15 protein-coding genes and 1 riboswitch are annotated in these 14,745 nt (G+C 69.6%); of the genes, 8 read left to right on the forward strand and 7 right to left on the reverse strand.

Annotated features, from left to right (window positions below; all coding sequences use genetic code 11):
* Positions 1–253: 253 nt before the first annotated feature.
* The 4 genes from thiC to L324_RS33335 all read left to right on the forward strand — a co-directional run bounded on the left by thiC (position 254) and on the right by L324_RS33335 (position 4,725).
* Positions 254–1,897: a phosphomethylpyrimidine synthase ThiC gene (gene thiC, locus L324_RS33320; protein WP_051174231.1), complete on the forward strand. Its 1,644-nt coding sequence runs from the start codon at positions 254–256 to the stop codon at positions 1,895–1,897.
* The gene (thiD, locus tag L324_RS33325; RefSeq protein ID WP_037318107.1) at positions 1,894–2,715 is read left to right on the forward strand and encodes a bifunctional hydroxymethylpyrimidine kinase/phosphomethylpyrimidine kinase; all 822 of its coding nucleotides are present in this window, start codon (positions 1,894–1,896) and stop codon (positions 2,713–2,715) included. Before thiC ends, thiD (L324_RS33325) begins: the two co-directional genes overlap by 4 nt.
* A gap of 343 nt (positions 2,716–3,058) precedes the next feature.
* Positions 3,059–3,898 (forward strand): bifunctional hydroxymethylpyrimidine kinase/phosphomethylpyrimidine kinase, encoded by an 840-nt coding sequence (gene thiD / locus L324_RS33330; RefSeq protein WP_037318108.1) that lies wholly within the window; start codon positions 3,059–3,061, stop codon positions 3,896–3,898.
* 26 nt (positions 3,899–3,924) lie between these two features.
* Positions 3,925–4,725, forward strand: coding sequence for an ion transporter (locus L324_RS33335; protein ID WP_037318109.1), 801 nt, complete (start codon positions 3,925–3,927; stop codon positions 4,723–4,725).
* Here the strand turns inward: L324_RS33335 and L324_RS33340 are convergent.
* The 4 genes from L324_RS33340 to thiO form a co-directional block, all read right to left on the reverse strand.
* Complete coding sequence (locus L324_RS33340) at positions 4,722–5,156, reverse strand: MarR family winged helix-turn-helix transcriptional regulator (RefSeq protein ID WP_037318110.1); 435 nt, start codon at positions 5,154–5,156, stop codon at positions 4,722–4,724. The two genes, L324_RS33335 and L324_RS33340, sit on opposite strands and share 4 nt — an antisense overlap.
* A gap of 109 nt (positions 5,157–5,265) precedes the next feature.
* Positions 5,266–6,024 carry a thiazole synthase gene (locus L324_RS33345; protein WP_037318111.1) on the reverse strand — a complete coding sequence of 253 codons (759 nt, stop codon included), beginning with the start codon at positions 6,022–6,024 and terminating at the stop codon, positions 5,266–5,268.
* 1 nt (position 6,025) lies between these two features.
* A complete protein-coding gene (thiS, locus tag L324_RS33350) occupies positions 6,026–6,226 on the reverse strand; it encodes a sulfur carrier protein ThiS (RefSeq protein WP_007033436.1) in 201 nt (66 codons plus the stop codon).
* Positions 6,226–7,299, reverse strand: coding sequence for a glycine oxidase ThiO (gene thiO, locus L324_RS33355; RefSeq protein WP_037318112.1), 1,074 nt, complete (start codon positions 7,297–7,299; stop codon positions 6,226–6,228). The genes thiS and thiO overlap by 1 nt, the downstream gene beginning before the upstream one ends.
* A riboswitch (TPP riboswitch) is annotated at positions 7,294–7,401 on the reverse strand. It overlaps the preceding gene by 6 nt.
* Positions 7,402–7,431: 30 nt before the next feature.
* Here thiO and thiE point away from each other — a divergent pair.
* Positions 7,432–8,091 carry a thiamine phosphate synthase gene (thiE, locus tag L324_RS33360; RefSeq protein ID WP_037318113.1) on the forward strand — a complete coding sequence of 220 codons (660 nt, stop codon included), beginning with the start codon at positions 7,432–7,434 and terminating at the stop codon, positions 8,089–8,091.
* A gap of 81 nt (positions 8,092–8,172) precedes the next feature.
* Here thiE and L324_RS33365 read toward each other — a convergent pair whose 3' ends face one another.
* Positions 8,173–8,895, reverse strand: coding sequence for a hypothetical protein (locus L324_RS33365; RefSeq protein ID WP_037318872.1), 723 nt, complete (start codon positions 8,893–8,895; stop codon positions 8,173–8,175).
* 149 nt (positions 8,896–9,044) lie between these two features.
* On the opposite strand from L324_RS33365, the gene L324_RS33370 reads away from it, so the two are divergent.
* Positions 9,045–9,983 (forward strand): threonine ammonia-lyase, encoded by a 939-nt coding sequence (locus L324_RS33370; protein WP_037318114.1) that lies wholly within the window; start codon positions 9,045–9,047, stop codon positions 9,981–9,983.
* 46 nt (positions 9,984–10,029) lie between these two features.
* Here L324_RS33370 and L324_RS33375 read toward each other — a convergent pair whose 3' ends face one another.
* Both L324_RS33375 and L324_RS33380 read right to left on the reverse strand, forming a co-directional pair.
* A complete protein-coding gene (locus L324_RS33375) occupies positions 10,030–11,541 on the reverse strand; it encodes an MFS transporter (RefSeq protein WP_037318116.1) in 1,512 nt (503 codons plus the stop codon).
* Between the two features lie 276 nt (positions 11,542–11,817).
* The gene (locus tag L324_RS33380) at positions 11,818–12,573 is read right to left on the reverse strand and encodes a GntR family transcriptional regulator (protein WP_037318118.1); all 756 of its coding nucleotides are present in this window, start codon (positions 12,571–12,573) and stop codon (positions 11,818–11,820) included.
* Positions 12,574–12,713: 140 nt separating this feature from the next.
* Here L324_RS33380 and L324_RS33385 point away from each other — a divergent pair, with 140 nt between their 5' ends.
* Together L324_RS33385 and L324_RS33390 are read left to right on the forward strand one after the other, a co-directional pair.
* Entirely contained in the window at positions 12,714–13,757 is a 1,044-nt protein-coding gene (locus L324_RS33385; RefSeq protein ID WP_037318120.1) for an SIS domain-containing protein, read from the forward strand.
* Complete coding sequence (locus L324_RS33390; RefSeq protein WP_037318122.1) at positions 13,754–14,710, forward strand: N-acetylglucosamine kinase; 957 nt, start codon at positions 13,754–13,756, stop codon at positions 14,708–14,710. Before L324_RS33385 ends, L324_RS33390 begins: the two co-directional genes overlap by 4 nt.
* Positions 14,711–14,745 lie beyond the last annotated feature (35 nt).

The raw sequence follows: 14,745 nt of genomic DNA on the forward strand, positions 1-14,745 counted from the left end.
AGAGGACTGGTTGCGGTAGATGCATGCGCATGTACCGCAACCAGTCCTCTACATGCGGCTTCTCCAGTGACCGTCGCCGGGGAGGGTTGATTGTCCGAGGCCCGGCGTGGCATGGTCGGGGCACAACCAAACAACCGCGGGAGCTCGCGCCATGGCGGGCTGAGAGGGCGGCTGGAGTCTTTTTTCTGGAAGACCCGGCGCCGCCGACCGCATGAACCTGACCGGGTAATGCCGGCGTAGGGAGTGAACGTCGTTGACGACGCTTGAGAATGCCCGGAACATCACGCCGACCGTGACCACCGGGCCGATCACCGGTTCCCGCAAGGTCTACCACCAGACGGAGTCCGGTCTCCGGGTCCCCGCCAGGCGGATCGACCTCTCGAACGGCGAACATTTCGATGTTTACGACACCTCGGGTCCGTACACCGACACGGACGCGGAGATCGACGTCCACAGTGGACTGCACCGGCTGCGGGCGGGCTGGTCCGACGGACGCGAGCACAACACCCAGCTCGGCTGGGCGAAACAGGGCGTCATCACCCGCGAGATGGAGTACATCGCGGCACGCGAGCGCTGCTCGCCGGAATTCGTGCGGGACGAGGTCGCCCGCGGCCGCGCGGTGATCCCGGCCAACCGCAGGCACCCGGAGAGCGAGCCGATGATCATCGGCAAGAACTTCCTGGTGAAGATCAACGCCAACATGGGGAACTCGGCCGTCTGGTCCTCTGTGGAGGAAGAGGTCGACAAGATGGTGTGGGCCACCCGCTGGGGCGCCGACACGATCATGGACCTCTCCACCGGCAAGCGGATCCACGAGACCCGCGAGTGGATCATCCGCAACTCGCCGGTCCCGGTCGGCACCGTGCCGATCTACCAGGCGCTGGAAAAGGTCGACGGCGAACCGGAAAAGCTGTCGTGGGAGGTCTACCGCGACACCATCATCGAGCAGTGTGAGCAGGGTGTCGACTACGTCACCGTGCACGCGGGTGTCCTGCTGCGCTACATCCCGCTGACCGCGCGCCGGGTCACCGGCATCGTCTCGCGCGGCGGCTCGATCATGGCGGCGTGGTGCCTCGCGCATCACAAGGAATCCTTCCTGTACACCAACTTCGCCGAACTGTGCGAGATCCTGCGCGAATACGACGTCACCTTCTCCCTCGGTGACGGCCTGCGCCCCGGCTCGATCGCCGACGCGAACGACCGCGCGCAGTTCGCCGAGCTGGAGACGCTGGGCGAGCTCACACACATCGCCCGCGAGCACGACGTCCAGGTGATGATCGAGGGCCCCGGCCACGTGCCGATGCACAAGATCAAGGAGAACGTCGAACTCGAGGAGAAGCTGACCGGCGAGGCGCCGTTCTACACCCTCGGCCCGCTCACCACCGACATCGCGCCGGCGTACGACCACATCACCTCGGCCATCGGCGCGGCGCAGATCGGCTGGTACGGCACGGCGATGCTCTGCTACGTCACGCCGAAGGAGCACCTCGGCCTGCCGAACCGTGACGACGTCAAGACCGGCGTCATCACCTACAAGATCGCCGCGCACGCCGCCGACCTGGCCAAGGGGCACCAGTACGCCCAGGAGTGGGACGACGAACTTTCCAAGGCCCGCTTCGAATTCCGCTGGAACGACCAGTTCAACCTGTCGCTGGACCCGGACACCGCGCGCTCGTTCCACGACGAGACACTGCCCGCGGAACCGGCGAAGACGGCGCACTTCTGCTCGATGTGCGGGCCGAAGTTCTGCTCGATGCGCATCACCCAGGACGTCCGCAAGTACGCCGAGGAACACGGACTGTCCACTGTGGAGGCGATCGAAGCCGGTATGTCGGAGAAGTCGGCCGAGTTCGCCGAGCAGGGCAACAAGGTCTACCTGCCGGTGGTCAATCAGTGACGTCCTCTCCCCGGACCGCCCTCACCATCGCCGGATCGGATTCCGGCGGTGGTGCGGGCATCCAGGCCGATCTGCGCACGTTCTTCGCCAACGGCGTGCACGGACTGGTCGCGCTCACCGCGGTCACCGTGCAGAACTCGCTGGGCGTACAGGGTTTCAGCGAGGTCCCGGTCGACGTCGTCACCGGCCAGATCAAGGCCGTCGCCACGGACATGGGCGTCGACGCGGCGAAGACCGGGATGCTCGCGACAGCCGAGATCATCAACGCCGTCGCGAAGACGCTCGACGAGGTCCACATCGGACGGAACACCGCGACGCCGTTCGTCGTCGACCCGGTGGCCGCGTCGATGACCGGGCACGCGTTGCTGCGCGAGGAGGCGCTGGAGGCGATCCGCACCGAGCTTTTCCCGCGTGCCACGCTGATCACGCCGAACCTCGACGAGGTACGACTGCTGACCGGGGTGCGCGTGACCGGGCCGTCGAGCCAGCGGGAGGCGGCGGAAGCGTTGCTGGAGTTCGGTTCCGAGTGGGTGCTGGTCAAGGGCGGGCATCTCGACGAGGCGCAGGACTGCGTGGACCTCCTTTCCGACGGCGAATCCTGGGTCGAGCTGAGCGGGCCGCGGTTCGATACCCGCAACACGCACGGCGGCGGGGACACCATGGCGTCGGCGATCACTTCTTCGCTGGCGAAGGGGGCGGATGTGCCGACCGCCGTCGCCGAGGGGAAACGGTTCATCGAGCGGTGCGTGGCGGAGTCGTACCCGCTGGGCGCCGGGGTGGGGCCGGTTTCGCCGTTCTGGCGGCTCGGCGACGCCTGACTCGCGCACCTGCGTGCCTCGTGTCCCTTTAGGATGTCGACCGCATTGGCATCACCACTTACGGCTACTGGCAGCTCTGGGGGCCGCGTGGCTGGGGCTCGACGGAGAACGTCCATCACAGGTTCAACGACTCCGTTTACCGAACCCAGCCGGGAACGGTGACGTACACCGGTGACCTGTGGTGCGCGCGGTTCGTCAAGTCCAATGGCGGTGTCCTGACCGAGGGATGCGTGACGGCTCACCCGTAGTAGCGGTGGCCGCACGGGTCCAGGTGGCCTCGTGAGTGGTAATGACGGTTAGAACCGTCATTACCACTCACGAGACCCAATGTGAAAATGACCCCATGACCGAAAACCCGGGTCCGTCGAGCCCACCGTCGGCGCTGACCATCGCAGGCTCCGACTCCGGTGGCGCCGCCGGCCTGCAGGCCGACCTGCGCACCTTCCTCACCTGCGGCGTGCACGGCCTGGTCGCGGTCACCGCGGTGACCGTCCAGAACACCCTGGGCGTCCACGACCGCACGGATATCCCGCCGCATATCGTCGCCGGGCAGATCGAGGCCGTCGCGGCCGACATGGGCGTCAACGCGGCCAAGACCGGGATGCTCGCCTCGGCCGAGATCATCCACGCCGTCGCCGCCGCGTGCGACAAGGCCGAGATCGGCCGCGACCGGAAGGTGCCGTTCGTGGTCGACCCGGTCGCGGCGTCGATGCACGGGCATCCGCTGTTCGACGACGCCGGGCTGGTGGCGCTGCGGGACGAACTCCTGCCGCGCGCGACCGTCCTCACGCCGAACCTCGACGAGGTCCGCCTGCTGACCGGGATGACCGTGACCACCCGCGAGCAGATGCACCAGGCGGCCGTCGTCCTGCACCGGCTCGGCCCGCAGTACGTGCTCGTGAAGAGCGGCCACCTGGTCGCCGACCCGGAATGCGTCGACGTCCTCTTCGACGGCTCCACGTTCGTCGAACTGCCCGGCGAGCGGTTCGCCACCCAGCACACGCACGGCGCCGGGGACACCATGGCCTCGGCGCTGACCGCCGGTCTCGCGAAGGGGATGTCCGTCGTGGAGGCCGCTCGCTACGGCAAGTGGTTCGTCTCACACGCGGTCGAAAACGCCTACCCCATGGGTGCGAAGGTCGGTCCGGTTTCGGCGTTCTGGCGGCTTGCGCCGGAGCACTGAGCACACGTCCGGTTACGATCTGCGCCGTGACGGGACGTGAAACGGTGGCCAAGGTCGTCGAAGACCGCCGCTTCCAGAACTTCATCATCGCGGTGATCGTCTTCAACGCCGTCACCCTCGGCCTGGAGACCTCGCCCAGGATGGTGGCCGAGTACGGGCGGCTCCTGCATACGGTCGACTACATCGCGCTCGGGATCTTCGTCCTGGAACTGAGCGCGAAGTTCTACGCCTACCGCGGGAAGTTCTTCCGCGACCCGTGGAACATCTTCGACTTGCTCGTCGTCGGCATCGCGGTGGTCCCCACGACCGGCCCGTTCGCGGTGCTGCGGGCGTTGCGGGTCCTGCGGGTGCTGCGGCTGATCTCGGTCGTGCCGTCGATGCGGAAGGTCGTCACCGGCCTGCTCGCGTCGATCCCCGGCATGGCTTCGATCGCCGCGCTCCTCGCCTTGATCATCTTCGTCGCGGGCGTGATGGCGACGAAGCTGTTCGGCGCGATCTCACCGGAGAACTTCGGCGACCTCGGCACGTCGCTGTTCACGCTGTTCCAGGTGATGACCGGCGAGGCATGGCCGGACATCGCCAAGGAGATCATGAAGGAAGCGCCCATGGCCTGGGTGTTCTTCGTGGTCTACATCCTCGTGTCCAGCTTCGCGGTGCTGAACCTCTTCATCGCCGTCGTGGTCAGCGGGATGGAAGACGAACTTCGCCAGGACATCCGCGAGGAGGAGGCGAAGCAGGCTGAGACTCAGGCCCTGGCGAACAAGGAGATCCTCGACGAGCTTCGGGCTCTTCGCACCGAAGTCGCCGAGCTACGCCAGAACGCCTAACGGTCTTCGTCGGCGATGAGCGCTTCAAGCGCCGGAAGAGCCGCCGCCAACGCCGCCTGATGTTCCGGGGTCAGCCGCTCCAGGCGTTTGCCCAGTTCGTTCACGCGCGTCGAGCGGACGCCGGAAACCAGCCTCTCGCCCTCTTCGGTGGCCTCCGCGAGCCAGGCACGCCTGTCGATCGGGTCCGACTCACGGCTGACGTAGCCCGCTTCGACCAGCGAAGCGACGATCCGCGACATGGTGGCCGCGGCGACGCCTTCCTTCGCCGCGAGATCCCCCAGGCGGAGCTGGCCGTAGTTCACCAGCGTGGCGAGCGCCGAGATCGCGCCGTGGCCGGGTCCGGGCACTCCCGCCTGGCGCAGTGACCGGGACAACCGGCCCACCGCCAGGAACAACCTGCCCGAAACGTCCTGGACCGCTGACGTGGTCACCACTGGCTCCTCTGGGTACACGGCGGCGAGTGCGCCTCCGGAAAGTGCCGTCAACCATACGGGCTTCCCGCGCCTGCTCGCCGTCAAGGCCGTGAACCGTACAAAAGGGTTATCGAGGTGGGCTCGAGGCGTGCGCCCAGAACCGCCGCGGGATCCGGCCCGCACCGGCGGCCAGCCGCCCGGCGGTGACGGCGGCGCGCATCGCCGAAGCCATCCGTTCCGGATCCGCGGCCCTGGTCACGGCGGTGGAGAGCAGGACGGCGTCGCAGCCGAGCTCCATCGCCAGTGTCGCGTCGGACGCCGTGCCGATCCCGGCGTCGAGGATCACCGGGACTCCCGCGCGCGACACGATCAGCTCGATGTTGTGCGGGTTCCGGATGCCGAGGCCGGTGCCGATCGGGGCACCGAGCGGCATCACGGCCGCGCAGCCCGCCTCCTCAAGCCGCAGCGCCAGCACCGGGTCGTCGTTGGTGTAGGCGAGCACGGTGAAGCCGTCGGCCACGAGCCGTTCCGCCGCTTCGAGGGTCTCGAACGGGTCCGGCAGCAGCGTGCGGTCGTCGGCGTGGACCTCCAGCTTGATGAGGTCGGTGTCGAGCGCCTCGCGCGCCAGCTGGGCAGTGAGGACGGCTTCGGCGGCCGTCCGGCAGCCGGCGGTGTTGGGCAGCAGCCGGATGCCGAGCCGCCGGAGCAGTTCGAGCACGCCGGAGCCGCCTTCGGCGTCGGCCTTGCGCATCGCCACGGTGGTCAGTTCCGTACCGGACGCCACCAGCGCGCGTTCCACCACGGCGAGGTTCGCCGCGCCGCCGGTGCCGATGATCAGCCGCGACGAGAGCTTGTGCTCGCCGATGACGAGGTGGTCTCCGTCCATGTCAGCCTCCTTGCACAGCGGTGAGGATGTCGACGCTGGCGCCCTTGCGCACCACCGCTTCCGGCCATTCGCCGCGCCGGACGACCACGCCGTCCACGGCGACGGCGACTCCCTGGGTCGCGGTCCCCAGCGCCTCGAGCACGCCCTCGACGGTGGTCCCGTCGGGGAACTCGCGCCACTGGCCGTTGACCTGGATCTCCATCACACCCGCTCCTCGCTTCGCCGCGACGGCGTGGCCGCCGCGACCTCGTCCGGCAACGGTCGTCCGTCCAGCCAGGCGACCGCGGCGTCCGCGGTGACCGGGGCCATCAGGAGGCCGTTGCGATGGTGCCCCGTCGCGGCGAAGACGCCTTCGCCTAGCTCACCGATGAAAGGCATCGTGTCGACACTCGCCGCGCGGAGCCCGGCGGCGGTCTCGACGAGTTCGTACTCGGCGATGCCCGGGAAGACGCGCTCCGCGCCTTCGAGCAGCTCACGGACTCCGCGGGCGGTGACGGTCTCGTCGAACCCGGCCTCGTACTGGGTCGCGCCGAGCACGAGGCCACCGTCGTCACGCGGGACGAGGTAGATCGGGCGGCCCTCGACCATCGCGCGGACGGTCCTGACCGGGGGCGGCAGGCAGCCGCGGCGCGGTCGCAGGCGGAGGATCTCGCCCTTCAGCGGGCGGACGGCGTCGGCCAGCGCGGGATGGAGGCGGCCGGTCCAGGCGCCGGCGGCGAGGACGACGTCGCCTTCGAGGGCTTCGAGATCCGTCACCGTCTCTCGGCGGAACTCGACACCGTGCCTGCCGCACGCGTGTTCGAGCGCGCGCAGCAGCTTTCGGTTGTCCACGGCCAGATCTCCGGGTACCAGCAGTCCACTTCGGACGGACGCGGCGAGTCCCGGCTCGACCCGGCGGGCCTCGCGGCCGGTCAGCCGCCCGACCTCGCGGCCGAGTTCGGTGAGGTACGCGGCGAGCATTTCGAGATTGCCCGCGTCAGCGCTGTCCAGTGCGACGACCAACGTGCCGTGCGGCGAAAGCCCCGGATCGATGCCCTCTCCGGCCAGGTCACGGGCGAAATCCGGCCACCGCCGCAGCGACGCCTCGCCGAGGGTGAGGACGTCCTCCTCGCCGGGCCATGCCTCGGTGACCGGGGCCAGCATGCCGCCCGCGAGCCACGACGCGCCGCGCCCCGGATCGGGGTCGTGCACGGTGACGCGGTGACCGCGCGCGGCGGCGCGCCAAGCGACCGACAGGCCGATGACCCCGCCGCCGACAACCGAAAGTCCTGCCATGTGAATCACGCTCCCTGCGCCGGCATGACCCGGATCAGGTTCCACGGTCGGAGCGGTTTCGGCTCCCTCTCAGCCCGTCCTCGGGCTCCCGTGCGGACCACCCCACCGTAGCGCGCGGGTACCGTCGCCGCCATGCCCACCCTGTCGCAGATCCGCGCCCGTCTCGCGGATGCCCGCCTGTATCTCTGCACCGACGCCCGGTCCGGCCGGGGCGATCTGGCCGAATTCGCCGACGCGGCGCTGGCCGGTGGCGTCGACATCATCCAGCTGAGGGACAAGACCGGTGGCGTCCCGATCGAGGCGAAACAGGAGATCGCGGCGCTGGAGGTGCTCGCGGAAGCGTGCGAGAAGCACGGCAAGCTGCTCGCGGTGAACGACCGTGCGGACGTCGCGCTCGCCGTCGGCGCGCACGTGCTGCACCTGGGCCAGGACGACATCCCGGTGTCGCTGGCGCGCCGCGTGCTCGGCGACGACGTCGTGATCGGCCGCTCCACCCATTCGCCCGAGCAGGCCAAGGCCGCGGCCGAGGAGCCGGGCGTGGACTACTTCTGCACCGGCCCGTGCTGGCCGACGCCGACGAAGCCGGGCCGGGCCGCTCCCGGGCTGGACCTGGTGCGCGAGACGGCGGCCATGGGGACGGCGCGGCCGTGGTTCGCGATCGGCGGGATCGACGCCGAACGCCTGCCCGAGGTGCTGGACGTGGGGGCTTCGCGCATCGTCGTCGTCCGGGCGATCACCGAGGCCGAAGACCCCGAAGCGGCCGCTCGCACCCTTCGCTCCGCCCTCCCCTGACCCGCCCGCGTCGCGTTTAGCGGGCTAAACGCGACGCGGGTGGCGCGGGCCTAGCGCGTTTAGCGGGCTAAACGCGACGCGTCAGGGGGCCGGGACGCGCGAGGCGGGGGCCGAAGGGGGCGCAGCGGACGTCGGCGGCGCCTGAGTGGTCGACGGCGTCGTCGAGGGCGGCGTCGACGGAGTGGTCGACGGCGGTGTCGTGGGCGTCGCCGGGGTGGTCGGCGTGGTCGTCGGAGGCGTCTCGGACTGGTTGTCCCGGGTCTCCGAAGGCGACGTCGCCGGCGGAGTGTCGTGCTTCTCCCGCGGCTGCTCCTGGGCTTGGTCGCCGCCGATGATCTTCCCTATGGTCGTCCCGGTGCCGCCCCCGAAGCTCTTCCCCGTCGCGCCCTCGAAACCGGTGATCGCGACGAGCGCCACCACGAACGCGACGACGCTGACCCCGGCGATCACCGCCCAGCGCGGTTTGAACTTCCGCCCGGACGACTCTTCCTCGTCCTCGGACGGCGTCAGCCGGACGGTCTCCTGTTCTCCGGGGTCGAGCACCCGGCGCCGTCCCGGCACGGTCAGCACCATCCGCGCCTTCAGCGCGGCGTCACGCGTCCGCTGCAGTGAACGCAGGTACAACTCGCCGCCGAGCGTCGTGATGACACTCGCCAGTCCCGCGCCGGCCACCGTTCCCGCGACGCCGAGTGTGGAACCCAGCAGCGCGGCGGTGATCGCGGCCATCGCGGCCGCCAGCACCTGGACGATCCGCCCCTGCTTTTCGGTCTTTTCGGTGTCCTTCTCGGAGGTCTCCTTGGTCATGATCCCGTTCTGCAACTAGTCGGCCTTCACCCGGTCCTAACGAATAAGGCGCATGGGATGCTCCCTTCGTTGTCCGCACGTGAGGAGCGCCACGCCGTCTGTCCAAAAAGGACTATCTACAGTTCACAATTCCTTGACATAATCAGGCAATGGAACTGGTCTCAATCGAGGAAATCCGCGACGCGGCGAGCCGGATCAAGGGCGTCGCGGTGCGCACACCGTTGCTGGCGCAGCCGTGGGCGCCACTGTGGCTCAAACCGGAAAGCCTGCAGGAGATCGGCGCTTTCAAGGTTCGCGGCGCGTACAATGCGATCGCCGCGCTGAACGAGGATCAGCGCGCTCGCGGCGTCGTCGCGTTTTCCAGTGGCAACCACGCGCAAGCGGTCGCCTACTCGGCGAAGCGGTTCGGAATCCACGCGGTGATCCTCATTCCGGACGTCGCGCCCCGCGCCAAGATCGAAGCCACCAAGGCGCTCGGCGCCGAAGTCATCGAGGTCCCGATCGACGCGCAGGAGTCCTCCGCGCTCGCCGTCGCCGAAGAACGGGGACTCACCATGATCCCGCCGTTCGACCACCGTGACGTCATCGCCGGGCAGGGCACCGTCGGCCTGGAAATCGCCGAGGACCTGCCGGACGCCGACGTCGTGCTCGTCCCGCTCAGCGGCGGCGGGCTGGCCTCGGGCGTCGGCACGGCGATCAAGGCACTGCTGCCCGGGACGAAGGTCATCGGCGTCGAACCGGAACTCGCCGCCGACACCGCCGAGGGCCTGCGCGCGGGCAGGCGGATCGAATGGCCGATGGACCTGCGGGCGAGGACCATCGCCGACGGCCTGCGCGCCCAGCCGTCGGAGCTGACCTTCACCCACCTCCAGGCGGTGCTCGACGACGTCGTCACCGTTTCGGAGGAGGAGATCCGGCAGACCGTCCGGACGCTGGCGCACCGCGCCCGCCTGGTCGCCGAGCCGAGCGGCGCCACCGCGACCGCCGCCTACCTGTTCCACCGCGACGCGCTGCCCGAGGGCAAGACCGTTTCGGTCGTTTCGGGCGGCAACCTGGACCCGGCGACGCTGGCCGAGATCCTCTCGTGAGTGGTAATGACGGTTCTAACCGTCATTACCACTCACGAGGCCGCGGCTAGGGTGCGTGGCCGGCGGGCCGGACGTGCGTCGGCGGCGAGTCGACACCGCAGTGGAGGCACTCGCCGGGATGCGGGGACTCGTCGTCGGCCGCTTCGTCCGAAGGCGCCCCGAGGACGCCGTTGTGGATGCCGAGCGCGATCAGCCCGCCCCCGATCGCCAGCGCCGCGCACACCAGCAACGCCGTCCGCCAGCCCGCGGTCAGCGCCACCGGATCGGTGTAGGCGGCGCCGGACAGCCCGGCGACGGCGGGGAGCACGGCGATCGCGAGCAGGCCGCCGGACCGCGCGATGGCGTTGTTGACCCCCGAGGCCACGCCCGCGTACCGGTCCGGCGCGGCGGCCAGCACCGTCGCGGTCACCGGCGCGACGACCGTCGCCAGCCCCGCGCCGAACACGACGACGGCGGGCAGGACCGAGCCCAGATACGTCGACCCCGGTCCGACGCGCATCAGCATGAGCATGCCGACACCGACCAGGATCGGGCCGATCACCAGTTGCGCGCGCGGTCCGATCCGCTGCGCCAGCGCGCCCGACCGGCCGGAGAACAGCAGCATGATGACGGTGATCGGCAGCCCGGCGAGCCCGGCCGCGGTCGGTGAATAGCCCAGAGACACCTGCAGCTGCATGACCATCAACATCATCACGCCGCCGAGGGCCGCGTAGACGACGAAGGTCAGGGCGTTGGCGAGGCTGAACGTCCGGTCGCGGAACAGCTTCGGCGGTACCAGCGGGTCGGCCGACCGGTGCTGGATCACCAGGAACGCCGTCAGCCCCGCGACGCCGAGCACGATGGCGACCAGGACGACGACGTCGCCGAGGCCGCGTCCGGGTGCTTCGACCAGCGCGCCGGTCAGCCCGGCCAGTCCGATCGCGCCGACGGCGGCCGCGGTGAAGTCCGGATGCCCGGTCGCCTCCTCGTCGCGGGACTCGGGCACGTAGCGCCGGGCGAGCAGGACGCAGACGGCGGCCAGCGGCAGGTTGATCAGGAACGCCAGCCGCCACGACCAGACCTGCACCAGCACGCCGCCGAGCAGCGGGCCGACCGCCGCCGCGATCCCGCCGAGCCCGGACCACGCCCCGATGGCGCGAGCGCGGTCGTCGTGGGCGAAGGAGGCTTGGAGGATCGCGAGCGAGCCGGGCGTGAGCAAAGCTCCCCCGATCCCCTGGAGGATCCGCGTCGCGACGAGCATCTCGGTGGTCGTCGCGGCGGCGCACAGTCCGGACGCGATCCCGAACCAGACGACGCCGACGATGAACATCCGGCGGCGCCCGTAGCGGTCGCCGAGCGAACCGGCGACGAGGATCAGCGCGGCGAGCGCGAGCAGGTAGCCGTCGAGGATCCACTGAAGGCCCGCGACGGACGCTTTGAGTTCTTCGCCGATTCTCGGCAACGCGACGTTGATGATCGTCCCGTCGAGCATCGCCATGCCCGAGCCCACGATGGTCGTGGCGAGCACCCCCCGCGCCACCGGCGTCCCCCACCGAATCCCCGCCACCCCATCACTCATACGACGACTGAATCACGCCACCCCACCCAAAGCCACCAGAACCCCGATTTACCTGACACGTCAGAGAATTCACGACCGAACACACACCCACGAAGTGACCGAGGCCGGTGACCGGCGGACCCGACTCCCCGGAGGCGCGCCAGCGCCGGCGGGGAGTCCGCACAGGCGCGCCCTCTTTCGGCCGAAGGCCACGGAAACATTTTGTAGGGCGCCCTACAAGATCACCGCGAGTTCACTTCGGTACAGCGCCCTGCGAAATGTTTCCGTCAGCGCGCCTCAAGGAAGCAGCGTCGTGACGAACTTGTAACGATCACCGCGGTAGATCGCCCGCGCGAACTCGACCGGTTTTCCGTCGGTGGCGTAGGAATGCCTCGAAAGGAGCAACATCGGCATCCCGACGTCGGCGCCGAGCATCTCCGCCTCGTGCGGTCCGGCAAGCGCTGTCTCGATCGTTTCCTCGGCCCTTTCCAGCTCCACGCCGTAGTGCTCCCTCAGCACGGCGTACAGCGAGCCACCTGCGGAAACGTGTTTGCGCAAACCGCGGAACCGGCCGAGCGGGAGATGCGTGGTCTCCAGTGCCATCGGCTGCGAATCCGCCAGTCGGAGACGGCGAAGGCGAAGGATCTTCGCGCCGACGCGGATTCCGAGCAGTTTCGCCAGATCGGCTTCGACCGGCAGTTCGTCGATCTCCAGCAGCTTCGACGACGGCTTGAGGCCCTGCTTGCGCATGTCCTCGGTGTAGGACGACAACTGCAGGCGCTGTGCGAGTTTCGGCTCGGCCGCGAAGGTGCCCTTGCCCTGCACGCGGTGGAGCCTGCCCTCGGCGGTCAGGTCGGCGAGCGCCTGCCGGACCGTGGTGCGGGAAACGGTGAACTCCCCCGCCAGTGCCCGTTCCGTCGGAATCGGGGAACCCGGCGGCAACGCGTCGAGCAGATCGAGCAGGTGCTGTTTCAGCGCCCAGTACTTGGGTTCGCGCTGCCCGCGCATCCCTGCCGTAGTGCCCGCCTCACCCGCGGTGGTTGTCTCCAGCATGACCGACTCCCTAAGCCTTCCCACTCAAACGCGCACCTGCCCCGCTGAGAAACGTACCCTTCACCACAAACGTCCATTCGGGCTAGCATTGGTCTAGACCTACTCGGGGGACGAAACACGTCCCGGTCGAAGGGAACGAGATGACCGAACAGCGCCCCGGCGAGCACATGGCCGCGGAGATCTCCCAGCAACCCGCCATTCTGGCAGGAATCGTGGAGCGACAGGCCGAAATCGCCGAGGTGGCCGAAGCCATCTCCAAGCGCCCGCCCAGGTTCGCACTGCTCGCCGCGCGCGGCTCCAGTGACCACGCCGCCCTGTATGCGAAGTACCTGATCGAAGTACTCCTCGGTCTCCCCTGCGGTCTCGTCTCGCCCTCGACCGCGACTCTGTACGGCGCCCGTCCCGATCTGCGGGACGTTCTCTTCATCACAGTAAGCCAAAGCGGGGGATCCCCGGATCTCATCGAGGTCACCGAAACCGCGCGTCGCCAGGGAGCGCTCACCGTCTCGGTCACCAACACCCCGGAATCCCCGCTCCGCGCCGCCGCCGAACTCGGTGTCGACATCGGCGCGGGACTGGAAAAAGCGGTGGCCGCCACGAAGACGTACTCGGCCACCTTGCTTTCCCTTTACCTGCTGATCGACGCGGTCCGCGGCGGCAAGGGCGAGGACGCGGAGAAACTGGGCGAACTCGCGCAGCAGACGCTCGACGGCGCCGAGGAAGGCGTGCAGCGCGCGGTGGACCGCTACCGCTTCGTCGATCGGGTGCTCACCACCGGCCGCGGCTACTCCTACGCCACGGCGCTGGAAGGTTCCTTGAAGCTGGCGGAAACCAGCTATCTCGCGGCACGCGCGTACAGCGGCGCGGATCTGTTGCACGGCCCGGTCGCCGCGGTCGACGGCGAGACCGCGGTGCTCGCGGTGACGAGCCAGGGGCACGGTGTGGGCGCGATGCAGGAGGTCCTCGAAGCCGTCGGCAAACGCGGCGCGGACGTGCTCGCGGTCGGGTCCGCTTCGGCCGACGTCCCCGCGGCGCTGCGGATCGGTGTCGCCCCTTCGGCCGAAGAGGTCGCCCCGATCCTGGAGATCCTGCCCATCCAGCGGATCGCGCTCGGCCTTTCGCTGGCCCGCGGCGGTGACCCCGACAGCCCCCGCGGGCTGCTGAAGGTGACCAAGACCCGGTGACGCATGCCATCGGAGTGGACGCCGGAGGCACGTCGACGCGAGCGATCGCCGTCGACGCCTCCGGCGCCGTCCTCGGTACCGGAGGGGCGGGCGGGGCGAATCCCAACTCCCATCCGCCGCGGGAGGCCGCGGCCCGGATCGCGACCGCGATCACCGGCGCGCTCGGCGGACTGGACCCGGCCGCGACGGCGGCGTGTGTCGTCGGCATGGCCGGGGTCAGCAAGCTGAGCGATCCGTCGATCGCGGAGGTCTTCGCGGCCACTTGGCGGGAACTGGGAATCGGTCCAGTGCGGACGGTCCCCGACGCCGAGGTCGCCTACGCGTCGGCCACGTCCGCGCCGGACGGCTCGGTACTCGTGGCGGGCACCGGATCGATCGCCGGGCGGATCCGGGGCAGGCGAATGGTCTCCACCGTCGGCGGCTACGGCTGGTTGCTCGGTGACGAAGGTTCGGCCTTCTGGCTCGGCCGTGAAGCCGTTCGCTCCACTTTGGATGCTCTGGGCCGGGGCGAGCGGCTCGGCCCGCTCGCGAACGCCGTGCTGGCCGAGGCGCTCGGACCGTCCGCAGTGGACGCCGACGATCCCGGAGCCAGGACGGCGGTGCGGCGCGCGCTCATCACGAGCGCCAACTCCGAGGCGCCCATCCGGCTCGCCAGGTTCGCCCCGTTCGTCAGCGAGGCCGACCGCGAGGGCGACGCGGCGGCGGGCCGGATCACCACCGAGGCGGCCCGGCTTCTGGTGACCAACGTCATGGCGGCGCGTGACCCGGGCGAGAACACGCCGGTCGTCCTCGTGGGGAGTGTGCTGTCCGCGGCGGGGCCCGTGGGGGCGAAAGTCCGTGCCGGGCTGACCGGGATCGAAGTGCTGACCAGCACCGATGGCGTACTCGGGGCCGCGTGGCTCGCCGCCGTCGACGCGTTCGGGGAAGGGGCCGCGCGGCCGGTCCGCCCGTGAAAAACACCAAAAGCGAGGCCTAAAAGACCAAAACA

Source organism: Amycolatopsis orientalis DSM 40040 = KCTC 9412, from assembly GCF_000478275.1.
Taxonomy (GTDB): domain Bacteria; phylum Actinomycetota; class Actinomycetes; order Mycobacteriales; family Pseudonocardiaceae; genus Amycolatopsis; species Amycolatopsis orientalis.

Coding starts and splice junctions, on each gene's coding strand:
- thiD (WP_037318108.1), top strand. CDS start 3,059: ATGACCGAAAACCCGGGTCCGTCGAGCCCACCGTCGGCGCTGACCATC.
- L324_RS33345 (WP_037318111.1), bottom strand. CDS start 6,024: ATGGACGGAGACCACCTCGTCATCGGCGAGCACAAGCTCTCGTCGCGG.
- thiS (WP_007033436.1), bottom strand. CDS start 6,226: ATGGAGATCCAGGTCAACGGCCAGTGGCGCGAGTTCCCCGACGGGACC.
- thiO (WP_037318112.1), bottom strand. CDS start 7,299: ATGGCAGGACTTTCGGTTGTCGGCGGCGGGGTCATCGGCCTGTCGGTC.
- thiE (WP_037318113.1), top strand. CDS start 7,432: ATGCCCACCCTGTCGCAGATCCGCGCCCGTCTCGCGGATGCCCGCCTG.
- L324_RS33365 (WP_037318872.1), bottom strand. CDS start 8,895: ATGACCAAGGAGACCTCCGAGAAGGACACCGAAAAGACCGAAAAGCAG.
- L324_RS33370 (WP_037318114.1), top strand. CDS start 9,045: ATGGAACTGGTCTCAATCGAGGAAATCCGCGACGCGGCGAGCCGGATC.
- L324_RS33375 (WP_037318116.1), bottom strand. CDS start 11,541: ATGAGTGATGGGGTGGCGGGGATTCGGTGGGGGACGCCGGTGGCGCGG.
- L324_RS33380 (WP_037318118.1), bottom strand. CDS start 12,573: ATGCTGGAGACAACCACCGCGGGTGAGGCGGGCACTACGGCAGGGATG.
- L324_RS33385 (WP_037318120.1), top strand. CDS start 12,714: ATGACCGAACAGCGCCCCGGCGAGCACATGGCCGCGGAGATCTCCCAG.